The 12,443-nt window shown below is 40.9% G+C and carries 11 protein-coding genes; 9 read left to right on the top strand and 2 right to left on the bottom strand.

What is annotated here, in order from left to right; all coding sequences use genetic code 11:
* The first annotated feature begins 26 nt into the window (after positions 1 to 26).
* From VA249_RS01060 to VA249_RS01020, 9 genes are all read left to right on the top strand, one after another.
* Positions 27 to 701 carry a YjbF family lipoprotein gene (locus VA249_RS01060; protein WP_221068526.1) on the top strand — a complete coding sequence of 225 codons (675 nt, stop codon included), beginning with the start codon at positions 27 to 29 and terminating at the stop codon, positions 699 to 701.
* Positions 698 to 1,498, top strand: coding sequence for a capsule biosynthesis GfcC family protein (locus tag VA249_RS01055; RefSeq protein WP_221068525.1), 801 nt, complete (start codon positions 698 to 700; stop codon positions 1,496 to 1,498). The genes VA249_RS01060 and VA249_RS01055 overlap by 4 nt, the downstream gene beginning before the upstream one ends.
* Positions 1,495 to 3,693: a YjbH domain-containing protein gene (locus VA249_RS01050; protein WP_221068524.1), complete on the top strand. Its 2,199-nt coding sequence runs from the start codon at positions 1,495 to 1,497 to the stop codon at positions 3,691 to 3,693. Before VA249_RS01055 ends, VA249_RS01050 begins: the two co-directional genes overlap by 4 nt.
* 923 nt (positions 3,694 to 4,616) lie before the next feature.
* Entirely contained in the window at positions 4,617 to 5,558 is a 942-nt protein-coding gene (gene rfaD / locus VA249_RS01045) for an ADP-glyceromanno-heptose 6-epimerase (RefSeq protein WP_221068523.1), read from the top strand.
* A gap of 110 nt (positions 5,559 to 5,668) precedes the next feature.
* Positions 5,669 to 6,658 carry a lauroyl-Kdo(2)-lipid IV(A) myristoyltransferase gene (lpxM, locus tag VA249_RS01040; RefSeq protein ID WP_221068522.1) on the top strand — a complete coding sequence of 330 codons (990 nt, stop codon included), beginning with the start codon at positions 5,669 to 5,671 and terminating at the stop codon, positions 6,656 to 6,658.
* On the top strand, positions 6,655 to 7,713 hold the full coding sequence (gene waaF, locus VA249_RS01035) for a lipopolysaccharide heptosyltransferase II (RefSeq protein WP_221068521.1): 1,059 nt from the start codon (positions 6,655 to 6,657) through the stop codon (positions 7,711 to 7,713). Before lpxM ends, waaF begins: the two co-directional genes overlap by 4 nt.
* Positions 7,707 to 8,978, top strand: a complete 1,272-nt coding sequence (gene waaA, locus VA249_RS01030; protein ID WP_221068520.1) for a lipid IV(A) 3-deoxy-D-manno-octulosonic acid transferase — start codon at positions 7,707 to 7,709, stop codon at positions 8,976 to 8,978. Before waaF ends, waaA begins: the two co-directional genes overlap by 7 nt.
* A gap of 1 nt (position 8,979) precedes the next feature.
* Entirely contained in the window at positions 8,980 to 9,714 is a 735-nt protein-coding gene (locus tag VA249_RS01025; protein ID WP_225927094.1) for a glycosyltransferase family 25 protein, read from the top strand.
* Between the two features lie 33 nt (positions 9,715 to 9,747).
* A complete protein-coding gene (locus VA249_RS01020; protein ID WP_221068519.1) occupies positions 9,748 to 10,842 on the top strand; it encodes a glycosyltransferase in 1,095 nt (364 codons plus the stop codon).
* Positions 10,843 to 10,861: 19 nt separating this feature from the next.
* Here VA249_RS01020 and VA249_RS24295 read toward each other — a convergent pair whose 3' ends face one another.
* Both VA249_RS24295 and VA249_RS01010 read right to left on the bottom strand, forming a co-directional pair.
* Positions 10,862 to 11,005, bottom strand: a complete 144-nt coding sequence (locus VA249_RS24295) for a DapH/DapD/GlmU-related protein (protein ID WP_420864272.1) — start codon at positions 11,003 to 11,005, stop codon at positions 10,862 to 10,864.
* A gap of 494 nt (positions 11,006 to 11,499) precedes the next feature.
* Positions 11,500 to 12,441 (bottom strand): glycosyltransferase, encoded by a 942-nt coding sequence (locus VA249_RS01010; RefSeq protein ID WP_221068518.1) that lies wholly within the window; start codon positions 12,439 to 12,441, stop codon positions 11,500 to 11,502.
* Between the last annotated feature and the right edge of the window lie 2 nt (positions 12,442 to 12,443).

The following is a 12,443-nucleotide window of genomic DNA, read 5'->3' as shown; positions in this document are numbered from 1 at the left end:
GGCGATTTTATTTGTATGAGGGAATAATGAATCATTTTCTACCACGCTCATGGATGCGTCTGCTCGTCGCCTTGCCTGTATTAAGCCTTGCTGTTGGTTGTACTCAAAAATTCAACGATGTTTCCGCGACAGTACAAGAAGCTTACAACAACTATGTGGATGTTGAATTAACAGCCGAAGAAATCGATGCGGTACCTTACGCGAGCGCTTATTTAAAAATCGGCAACCAAAAACAAGTGTTTGTTGTATTAGCCTTTGCTGAACACAACCCTATTACGGGTAATACCCAACTAAAATGGGTGAGTGCAGATAAAGCAATGGTCGTAACAGAAAACGGCCACATCGTAAAAACAATTGGCTTGCAACACAATAACTTAGCGGGCGCGTATGGTGATGTGCCTAGTTTTGCCTTAGAAAACACAGAGTACTCTCGTTCTTACGATTGGGCTAAGCAGTACCGTTATGGTTTTCCTGCTCATGTGACACGTACATATCAAGGCAAAGAGCCCGTCATTACCCCGCTCTCTAGCACCCCAGCAGACCTCTATCGTGAAACGGTTCACTTTTCCACCCTGTCGCAAAGTGTGGATAACTTTTACTGGGTTGACGTTAATGGCAAAGTAATTAAAACCGTTCAGCATTTAGGACCGAATATGATGCCGATTGAGCTCACTATTTTGAAAGGGTACAGCAAATCATGAATTACCGACGTTCTGCCCTCATAAGCAGCCTATTATTTGCTGTTACTAGCTTATTTGCCGTTACTGGCTTATTAAGTATTACGAGCTTAGCTCCTGTGTCTGCTCAACCATCAGTAAATACTGGACCATCACTTCAAATAAAGTTGATAGGTGTCGATAAACAGTTGCAGTCCGACCAAGGGTTGCGCCTAGCTGATGCACTCAAGCTTGCACAACAGCAGCGAATGGTTTTGCAATACCCATTGGGTACTACCCTGTTTGACGAATCTGAAGATGCACTGCAAAAGTCAGTGGCACTGAAAAACTCAGTCCTCAACCAGATGATGCAACAAAACCTAGTTTCTCACCCTTTGTATAAGTTCATCCAAAAGCAGCAATTTGCACCGCGCGTACTTTCTGGCATTGATGTAGACCAAGTGCGCTTAGATAAATTCGATAACCCGCTGCTTAAGGGTAAATTTTCGTTAGCCTCTTCAGCTCGAGACTCTCATGTAGTGTATCTAGGTAACGTCGATAAAGTATGGAACATCCGCTCACAAGCAGGAATTCCTCTGCACACGCAAATTGACCACCTAAACACAACCATCGGTGACTTGAGCCAATCTCCTGTTGTTATTTATCCTGACGGGAATGTGGCACATCCTCACCATGGCTCTTGGCTCAATACACAATACTATCTGCCACCACTCACTATGGTTTACATTCCGTTTGCACCTTTTTCAGAGTCTCAAATGGATCAAGAGATTGTGACACTACTCACTCAACTTAAGCCAATGCATTCGAAGACGCCACTATGAAGCTAATTAAAACCAGTTTAACCCTTTCCTTAATGGGTCCGGCATTCGTTTGGGCTCAAGAGATGCCTTTTGAAGCGCCACCTCTGCAACCATCACAAATGGATTTTGGTGGGGTTGGCTTAATGCAAATGCCGACCGGACGTATGGCTCCAGAAGGTGAGTTCAACTTCGCTTTAACGGGAAGCGATGAATACCTCTTTTATAACGTAACGTTGCAAGTCATGCCTTGGCTTGAGACCACGTTGCGTTACACCATGGTCAATGATCTTTTCTATAGCAGTGATCCAGATTTTTCAGGTGATACCAAATACACCGATAAAGGTATCGACTTTAAAGTTCGTCTTTTAGAGGAATCTGAATACTTACCTGAGTTATCTGTCGGTATCCGTGACTTTGCAGGCACAGGGTTATTTGATGGCGAATTTATTGCAGCCACCAAACGTTACTCAAACCCAAAATTAGGTACATTTGATTTTACGCTTGGTATGGGCTGGGGTTACTTAGGTACACGAGACAACATTTCCAACCCGGCTTGTAAAGTATCCGACAAATACTGCGAACGCCCATCAGACTTTAAAGGCAATGGTGGCAGCGTAGATTTTGAACGTTGGTTTAAAGGCCCGGCGGCTCTATTTGGTGGCGTTGAATACCAAACGTTACATGCCCCTCTTCGCTTTAAACTGGAATACGACAGCAATGATTACAGCGAAGATTTCCCCGTAAAACGTGGGGGTGTTGACATGACACCGCACACACCTTGGAACGTTGGTGTGCTGTACCGCTTAGGCCACATGGCAGATTTACGCGTGAGTTATGAGCGCGGCGATACTTTAGTTGCCGGTGTGAACCTTTATACCAACTTTAATGATATGCCATCATTCTGGCGAGATACTCCGACACCAGAGCTCGAAGAAAAACAACCAGAACAACTGTCGGATGTGGATTGGCAGCGTGTCACTGAAGATCTCGACAAAATTGCTGGCTATGAGAACACGCAAGTATTTGCAAACGAGAACACCGTATCCATTGTTGGTGAGCAAAAGAAATATCGTAACCGCAATGAAGCACACGAGAAAGCGGCGGCCGTACTCTACAACCAAGTACCGGAAAGCGTCGACACGTTTACGATCAACGAACGTACTCGTGGTTTAATCGGTGATCAAACGGTTATTTCTAAAGATAAATATCAAGCTGTTGCTCAAGTAAACTATATTGAGCCAAAAATTGAGGATGCCGTTTCTACATCAAGCAATAAACCTGTTGGCAAAGCAACTTACGATGGGTTTGAACGTTTTGATTGGGGCTTTGCACCAAAACTGGCTCAAACACTTGGCAACCCAGAAGAATTCTATTTGTTCAGTGTTGGTTTAAGTGGCAGTGCTTCTTACTGGTTGACCGACAACCTAGAGATTGGCGGGTCACTCTACTGGGATTGGTACAATAACTACGATAAGTTTAATTACGTCACCCCACCCGATGGCACAACGATCCCTCGCGTTCGTACCATGTTCCGTGCATACCAAAATGAACATGCGGTTACGATGTCTAACTTGCAGTTAACTTGGTTCCAAGAATATTCAGACACGATGGACCAACAATTTTATGCTGGCTACTTAGAAAGTATGTTTGCTGGTATCGGTACTGAGTTTTTGTATCGTCCACAAGGAGCAAACTGGGCCATAGGTGCAGATGTTAACCTCATTTCTCAGCGTGACCCACAAAGCTACTTCGGCGTTTATGATGATAAATGGCAGTATGTCCCTGAGTACGGTCGTCCATTCCAAGTAGTCGACAAAGGCTTTACTGGTTTTGTTTCTGGTTATTACTACCCTCAATGGACGTTTTTGTCTGATCTGATGGTTCAAGTTGACGTAGGTCAGTTCCTAGGCGGAGATGTCGGTACTCAAGTCAATGTTTCTAAGCAATTTAAGAGCGGTGTTATTGCAGGTGCGTTTGCCTCAATTTCCGACTTGTCTGCAGATGAATTTGGCGAGGGTAGCTTTACTAAAGGGTTCTATATTTCGATTCCATTCGACATCATGACCGTTAAGCCAAGTAATAACCGTGCTAACTTCTCTTGGCAGCCACTAACTCGCGATGGTGGCCAAAAACTAGGGCGAAAATACAGCTTAATTGAGCTAACCGATGAGCGTAATCCTTGGTTCCAGAGACCAAATCACTCGGAAGTAAAATAAGATCAATTAGGGGGCTTCGGCTCCCTTTTGTTTTTTAAAGGGCCTAGGCTTTAGAGCCTAGGTCCTAGATCCTAGGTGGCGCGTGTTGGAAGTTTGTGGATTTCATTAGTTCTTGAGAAAGTGGTTGGAATTCTGAATACGGAGCGCTTCGCTTACGGAATACAGAAAAGCACATCATCACCAATTGTGTCATTCCACAGAGCCATAGCAAGACTAGGGATCTATTACCAGCATACTGATTCATTTCGATTAATCACCTTAGTGGAATCACTCTCTTTCAGTAGATTCTGAATCACGTTCGTGCCTCACTGTTCAGAATGACAAGTATTTTTACACTGCATAAAACGTTGGGGCGGAATTCAGAAAAGCACAGCATCACCATTTGTGTCATTCCAGCGAGCCATAGCGAGACTAGGGATCTATTACTAGCGTACTGATTCATTTCGATGTATCACCTTAGGGGAGTCACTTTCTTTTAGTAGATTCTGAATCACGTTCGTTCCTCACTGTTCAGAATGACAAGTATTTTTACACTGCATAAAACGTTTGGTCTGAATTCAGAAAAGCACAACATCACCATTTGTGTCATTCCAGTGAGCCTTAGCGAGACTAAGAATCTACTATTAGCGGACTATTTAGTTTCAGTACATTGCCTTCGTGATATCAAACTCGGTCTGTAGATTCTGAATCACGTTCGTCCCTCACTGTTCAGAATGACAAGTATTTTCCTTACCACTCAAAAACAACGATTGCATGTAATCCGTAATCCAAAACGTTAGGCCCTAGAACCTGGGAACCTAGGACCTTGTTTTTCTCTAGGACCTATCTTTAAACCTAGAAACTTGTTTTATTCCCATCCATAGCGCTATTTTCTGTTTCTTGCTAAAATTCCTGAGAAAATTTTAATCTATGGTGGAAGTCTTATGATCATCGTAACTGGTGGTGCTGGCATGATCGGCAGCAACATTGTTAAAGCGCTGAATGAAGCAGGTATTAACGATATTCTGGTTGTCGACAACCTAAAAAATGGCAAGAAGTTTAAAAACTTAGTTGATCTTGATATCACTGATTACATGGATCGTGACGACTTCCTTACCCAAATCATGGCTGGTGATGATTTTGGACCTATCGAAGCGGTTTTCCACGAAGGTGCTTGCTCTGCAACAACCGAGTGGGATGGCAAATACATGATGCTAAACAACTATGAGTACTCTAAAGAGCTACTTCACTACTGTTTAGATCGTGAAATTCCGTTCCTATACGCGTCATCTGCTGCGACTTACGGTGAGACAGATACCTTTATCGAAGAGCGAGAGTACGAGGGTGCACTAAATGTGTACGGTTACTCAAAACAGCAATTTGATAACTATGTACGTCGCCTATGGCAAGATGCCGAAGATCACGGCGAGAAAGTGTCGCAAATTACTGGATTCCGTTACTTTAACGTCTACGGCCCTCGTGAAGATCACAAAGGCAGCATGGCATCGGTTGCGTTCCACTTAAACAACCAAATCAATGCGGGCGAAAACCCAAAATTGTTCGCAGGCAGTGAATCATTCAAGCGTGACTTTGTATACGTGGGTGACGTAAGTAAAGTTAACCTATGGTTCCTAGAAAATGGCGTATCTGGCATCTTTAACTGTGGTACTGGTAATGCAGAATCATTTGAAGAAGTGGCGAAAGCGGTGATCACTCACCACGGTAAAGGTGAAATCCAAACCATTCCTTTCCCTGATCACCTAAAAGGCGCATATCAAGAGTTTACTCAAGCAGACCTGACTAAGCTTCGTGCTGCAGGCTGTGATGTGGTGTTTAAAACCGTTGCCGAGGGTGTGGCAGAATACCTAGCGATTCAAAACTGTTAATGCCTTTCAAAGGCGGTAGAGAAACCTACCGCCTTTACTCTGATACAATTACTAGTATCATTCCTAACATCTTCTTTTGCCTCTATCCAAACCATAGGTGCTTAAATTTCATGACTGAACAACGTGATGATTTCGATCCTAAAGCTTATAACCCTGAGTTTGAGCGCCACTTTCTTGCGCCAAAATATTGGGGAACATGGTTAGGTGTAGTGCTTTCTTTACCGCTTGCGATATTGCCTTTAAGGGCTCAACAATGGCTTGCAAAAACCATCGCGAAAAAGCTGGCGAAATCACGCAAAGGGCCTGCTCACCGCGCTCGTGTGAACTTTGAATTATGCTTTCCAGAAAAGACATTCGCAGAACGTGAAACCCTTATTGAGAAAACCCTTTATACCGCAGCCCTATTCTTTTTCCGCTTTAGCTTACTCAGCTTACGCTCCCCAAAGTGGTTACAGCAACGTTGTCAGATCCGTGGCCTTGATATTTTGCAACAACACATCGACAACAATGAAAACGTCATCCTAATGGTGCCCCACTCTTGGGCAATCGACATTCCTGCAATTTTGCTGGCTTCGATGGGTATGCCCGTCTCTGCAATGGCAAAAAAACAGAAAAATGAAGTAGCGGACTGGTTGATGCACAGACAACGCGTGCAATATGGTGGCCGAGTCTATGAGCGCTCCGGTGGTATCAAACCGTTTTTGAAATCCATTCGAGATGGCTACATCGGTTACTACCTACCGGACCAAGATCACGGCCCAGAGCACAGTGTGTTTGTCGATTTTTTTGCGACAAGAAAAGCAACGCTGCCGGGTTTAGGTAAAATAGCTAAGTTATCACGCGCGAAAGTGTTACCTATGTTCGCTTCAATGAATACCGAAGATGGGTCATTTGATATTGAGATCCTACCTGCATTTGAGCTAGACCAAGGTGAAGAGCAAGATGCGCGCACGTGCAATCAAGCCATTGAGTATTTTGCCGGCAATAAGCCTGAACAATACATGTGGGTACTGCAACTGCTGCATTCTCAAGAAGATGGTAGTAACTATTACAACCTGTATAAGTCAAAATATGACTCCGATTGGCAAATAAGCAAATGAAAAAAATATTGATCATTGGTCCTTCTTGGGTCGGCGATATGGTGATGTCACAATCACTCTATATCGTGCTAAAGCAGCTTCATCCAGAAAGCCAAATTGATGTAATTGCACCAGGTTGGTGTAAACCAATTCTTGAGCGCATGCCAGAGATCCACCAAGCCATTGAAATGCCTATTGGTCATGGTGAGTTCAACTTATGGGGTCGTCGAGAAATTGGTAAATCATTACGAGAAAAACAGTACGACCACGCCTACATCCTGCCGAAGTCTGCAAAGTCAGCGCTGATTCCTTGGTTTGCTAATATCCCACTTCGCACCGGTTGGAAAGGTGAAATGCGTTACGGTCTGCTCAATGACTTGCGTCCAAATATGAAATCTTTCCAGTTCATGGTTGAGCGCTATGTTGCATTAGCCTATTCACAAGCGAAGATGATCGATTCCTCTTCTCTGGGCGGCCTAGAGACCTTACCTCGCCCTAGCCTGTTTATTGATAAACAAGAACAAAGCGCTACGATTTCTAAGTTTAATCTCAACCAAGAATCTCCTGTTGTTGGTCTATGCCCCGGAGCGGAATTCGGCCCCGCGAAAAAGTGGCCCGAAGCGCACTATGCAGAAGTGGCAATTCAAATGGCGAAATCCGGGCATCAAGTCTGGCTGTTTGGCTCGCAGAAAGATCTTGATACTTGTAATAACATTAAGCAACTCGTGCCGGCTGAGCTTCAACAGAGAATTCATGTTCTAGCAGGGCAAACAAGCCTGATTGAAGCGGTTGATCTTCTTGCGGCATGCCAAACTGTAGTGGCTAATGACTCAGGCCTAATGCATGTAGCCGCGGCTGTTGGATGTAACGTTGTGGCTGTATATGGATCAACATCACCGAAATACACCCCGCCACTTGCAGTAAAAGTCGAAATTGTTCATACCGACATTGACTGCCGTCCATGCTTTAAACGTGAGTGTCAGTTTAAACACTTAAAGTGTTTGACGGAGTTATCGCCAAAGCAAGTTCTTAACAGTATCCAAAAACTTGAAGCGATTACCGTAAGCCCATGTTAATTCGTATTATCTATACATTACTGTTAGCACTTGCCTCACCAATTTTGTTGTTTGGCTTGTACAAAAGCAAACCAAACAAGCCTAAATTTGGCAAACGCTGGAAAGAGCACTTTGGCTTTACGCCGAAGTTAAAAGCGACTGAACGACCAATTTGGATACACGCGGTATCAGTCGGTGAAAGTATTGCGGCAATACCTCTGATCAAAGCTTTGAAAGAGAAAAGACCAGATCAACCGATCCTCGTCACGACGACGACAAGTACTGGCGCAGAGCAAATTGCCAAATTAGGCGACTTGGTTGAACATCGCTATATGCCTATTGACTTCGCTTTTGCAGTTAAAGGCTTTTTAAAGGCTATCCAACCAAAGCAAATGTTAATCATTGAAACCGAGCTTTGGCCAAATACACTCAACGTCGTTCATAATGCAGAGGTTCCAATTACCGTCGTTAATGCTCGCCTTTCTGAAAAATCATGTAAGAACTACGCCAAAGTTCAGCCCCTGTTTAATCTATTCATCCCTTGTCTAGATAAAGTACTTTGTCAAACCGAATCAGATGCCGAACGTTTTGAGCGTTTAGGCGTTGGTAAAGAAAAGTTAGAAGTTACGGGTTCGATTAAATTTGATATTCAGATCTCACAGGACGTAAAAGACAAAGGTAAAGCGCTTCGTGCTGAGCTTGGACACGACCGCCCAGTTTGGATTGCTGCTAGCACTCACAAGGGCGAAGATGAGCAAGTTCTTGAAGCTCATAGACAAGTTCTAGAGTCACACCCTGACGCACTATTAGTGCTTGTTCCTCGCCATCCTGAACGTTTCGACAACGTATTTGAACTTTGCCAAAAGCAAGGATTCAACACCGTTCGGAGAACAAACCAAACCGAAGTAACGGAATCGACTCAAGTTTACCTTGGGGACACAATGGGAGAAATGCTCAATCTTATTGGTGCCGCGGATGTTTGTTTTATGGGTGGAAGTCTAGCTGGAGACAAAGTTGGTGGGCATAATGTATTGGAACCTGCTGCGCTTGGTGTGCCGGTAATCACTGGGCCAAGTTATTACAATTTCAAAGAGATTGTAGAGATGATGCAAGTTAAATCTTTGATATCGATTGTAAATAATACTGATCAATTAGCCCAATCAATAACGGTGTTATTCGAGGATAGATCTCTACGAAACACTCTACAGAATGATATGACTCAGTTTTATGATATAAACTCTGGCACTATTGCTAAAACACTCAACGCAGTAAAAGAGATATACTGAGATGCCAATTAAAATCTTTGTGATTAACCTAAAAGAATCGACTGAACGACGTGAACAAATGTCCAGTATATTATCGTCAGTTAATTTTGAGTTCTTTGATGCTGAGAATGTAAAAAGCGACCCACAACACAGCATTTATCGCTTATATGATGCAGATAAATGTCAAAAATATAAAGGTTATCAATTAACTGCACCAGAATTAGGCTGTTGGGCTAGCCATATAGCACTATGGCGTCATTGCGTAAAAATTCAAGAATCTATTCTGATTCTTGAAGACAATATTGAGTTGTTTGGCGATCTAAACGCGCAGTTAGACAATATACAATCTTTTGTAAACAAATATGGCTTACTGAAACTTGGCAATATTTTTGAGCGTCAACACCTTAAGATTCAATCGATAGATGAAAACTATGAGATCATATCTAATCTTAAAGGTGCCTGTGGTACATCTGCGTATGCAATTACACCGGAAGTTGCAGTCCAATATCTAAGTCAAATAGATGGTTTCTTCGAGCCTGTAGATGACTTTATGGATAACGAATGGCGCACGAAACAAACTATTTACAGCTATCATCCACAATTAGTATCACGTAGTAATGCAACATCCACTATCGGAAAACGCAAAGAAAAGAACAATCTCACATTAGTCAATAAATTGTCTGTGGAATGGTATCGCCTACTCAAACAATGGAAACAAAAAAATTATAACCACAACTATAAGAAAGCATGTAATTAGAACCATCTCCATCACTACTTTGAATTGAACTTTATGAAAAAAACTATTATTTCTATCATGCCGCACCTCAGAGGTGGAGGTGTGGAAAAGGTTGTGTCACTTTTGAGCCAAGGGCTCAGCCAATTTTCCGATTGCGATGTCCACATCATCACAATTAAACCTTTTGATGAGCTTATTCCACTCCCTGAAGAAGTAACGGTTCACCGGCTAGATACAGATTTAAGAAATTTTCTAAACGTCAAAATTAGTAATAAATCTAAAGCAAAGATAATATATAAGTACATTACGGATAATATAACAAGTTCTGAGCCAGATCTCATACTTTGCCATCAAGAAACGGTTTCAAAAATAATGGTACATTGTAAATACAAAAATATGTATCATGTTATTCATAGTAATCTAAGTAATGACCGATTAAGTCACTCGAAAGGCATTACTCGCCAACTCAGAAAGAGAAAATTACAGAAACTATACCAAAACATACCCGTCATATGTGTTTCTAAAGGTGTTGAAGAAGATCTTAAAAGCACATTTAAATTAAAAAACACACGTGTTATATATAATGCGATACAACCCGAAAAGATTAAAACTCTAGCAAGTGAAAATACCCAACTTCCCCAAAAACCATATTTTATCCATGTAGGTAACTTCACTAGAGCGAAACGCCAAGATCGACTAGTAAGAGCCTATTTAGAGTCTGGAATTGAAGATGTCGATTTAGTCTTATTAGGGGAGCATACTGATATTACTAATGAAGTAAAAAGTATGTTATCAGAATATGGTAATCATGCAGAGCGTGTTCACATGCCCGGTTTTAAGAGCAATCCGTATCCTTGGATTGCTGCCTCTAGGGGCTTTATTCTGTCTTCTGATTACGAGGGATTACCGACCGTTTTACTCGAGTCCATTACGTTGGGTACCCCTACGATTTCGACAAATTGTAAAAGTGGCCCTAATGAAATATTTGGCGAAAACAATAAACATTGTTTATGTGAACTCAATGTCGACAATCTTAAGGATAAAATTATTGAGACATATACCCACCCTCAAAAATTCATCATCCCATTAAGAACCGAGTTCTCTCTTGAGTCGATGTGCCGAACATACTATAACTTAATAAAAGCATAGAGATTAAATACATAACTAATCATATTTTTAATTCCACAGTTGTCAGTTCTGGCGGTCTGGCAACCATATTTTCACCAATACTCTTAGTAACCACACACCCTGCCCCTATCACACTGTTATCACCAATAGTTACGCCTTGTAAAACGGTTACATTTGCTCCAATAAAAACATTCTTACCTATAGATATAGGTTTACAACTATAATCAGACCCATTTCTTTTCTTTGGGTCAATAGAGTGGAAGTTACTACCTAGACAGGTAAAATTCGGGCCTATAATAGTATTGTCCCCAATACTTATCGTTGATTTATCTGCAATTACCGAACAACCATTATTGAAAAAGACATTTTCACCAATAATTATCTCACTACTAGAATTACGGGCTTCAATGTAACACTCTGAGCATCTAAATTGAGGTGAAGTTTCATAACCAAAAGAGACGTTGTTACCGATTGAGATCGTCCCCCCCCCTTTAATACCACTTTCTGATTCGTATTAACTTTCCCTTTTAAATATATACTTCCATCCATTAAAACTTTATATATGAAAAGTTTTATCTTGTTTCTTTTCCTAAATAATTTACTTTTCTTTCTATTGAAAAATGTCAGGAATTTCTTCATCATCATTGATAACCAAAAAGTTATATAGTAAAAATTAAATCACCTTGTATTCTTAAAGTATTTATTAACTCGTCTATTTACCTTAAAGACTCTTTTAAAGTTCACTTTTTTTAATAAAAATGCTTTCCAAACGTTAAACTTAGAGTTATAAAAACCAAAAAACACATCGTTTAAGAGTTTAATAAACGCCTTTCTCTCATCGAGAATATCTAAAACATCATAACGATTAATGTGCTTAGCATCATTTATATTCATAGAAAGATCTACCAACTCTCTAGAATACATTTTTTGCCATTTGTTTATAAACTCATCTCGAGTATTTTGGCTTAAGGCACTAATCCCCACATCATATCGATAATCTATAAGTGGTTGCATCACTTTTACTGCTTTTCCCTTTAGATATGCTCGAAATATAAAAACTCGGTCTTCATTGATAACTTTTTTATCAAGTGGTGGAAAGTCATTAAAAAGGCTACTATCAATTGCTGCTGTGCAACCTGCAGGTAAAATGTTTCTTTCAATTATCGAGTTCAAATTGAAATCAAATATTTCTGATTCATCTCTTCCTGATACAATATCACCGCAATAATTTATCTTATTGAACTGTGACAGAACAAGTTTTACATCTGAATCATTCTTCCAGATTGAATACTGCTTTTCTAATCGCTCTGATTTTGATATATCATCACCAGCTTGAATTATTATTAATGTATTATTGAATTCATCCTTTAGCTTATTAAACTGAGAAGACAAACCGATATTACTATCGTTTAATACAACCTCTACATTTAATCCATCTGGTTTTTTTTCAACAACTTCATTAATAAAATTAACGGTTTTATCTTTAGAACAATCATCAAATATAATTAGCTTACTTGGCCATACGGTCTGATTGTATATCGATATTATCGCGTCTTTTATATATTCTTCTTGTTGATATGTAAATATTGCTACTACCAAATCATCAATAACGTCTCTCATAC

Source organism: Vibrio alfacsensis, from assembly GCF_019670485.1.
Taxonomy (GTDB): Bacteria; Pseudomonadota; Gammaproteobacteria; order Enterobacterales; family Vibrionaceae; genus Vibrio; species Vibrio alfacsensis.
Note: the sequence above shows the minus strand (reverse complement) of the source record. Positions and strands in the feature narration are given on the sequence as shown.

Coding starts and splice junctions, on each gene's coding strand:
- VA249_RS01050 (WP_221068524.1), top strand. CDS start 1,495: ATGAAGCTAATTAAAACCAGTTTAACCCTTTCCTTAATGGGTCCGGCA.
- lpxM (WP_221068522.1), top strand. CDS start 5,669: ATGACTGAACAACGTGATGATTTCGATCCTAAAGCTTATAACCCTGAG.
- VA249_RS01055 (WP_221068525.1), top strand. CDS start 698: ATGAATTACCGACGTTCTGCCCTCATAAGCAGCCTATTATTTGCTGTT.
- VA249_RS01025 (WP_225927094.1), top strand. CDS start 8,980: ATGCCAATTAAAATCTTTGTGATTAACCTAAAAGAATCGACTGAACGA.
- VA249_RS01010 (WP_221068518.1), bottom strand. CDS start 12,441: ATGAGAGACGTTATTGATGATTTGGTAGTAGCAATATTTACATATCAA.
- VA249_RS01060 (WP_221068526.1), top strand. CDS start 27: ATGAATCATTTTCTACCACGCTCATGGATGCGTCTGCTCGTCGCCTTG.
- rfaD (WP_221068523.1), top strand. CDS start 4,617: ATGATCATCGTAACTGGTGGTGCTGGCATGATCGGCAGCAACATTGTT.
- waaA (WP_221068520.1), top strand. CDS start 7,707: ATGTTAATTCGTATTATCTATACATTACTGTTAGCACTTGCCTCACCA.
- VA249_RS01020 (WP_221068519.1), top strand. CDS start 9,748: ATGAAAAAAACTATTATTTCTATCATGCCGCACCTCAGAGGTGGAGGT.
- waaF (WP_221068521.1), top strand. CDS start 6,655: ATGAAAAAAATATTGATCATTGGTCCTTCTTGGGTCGGCGATATGGTG.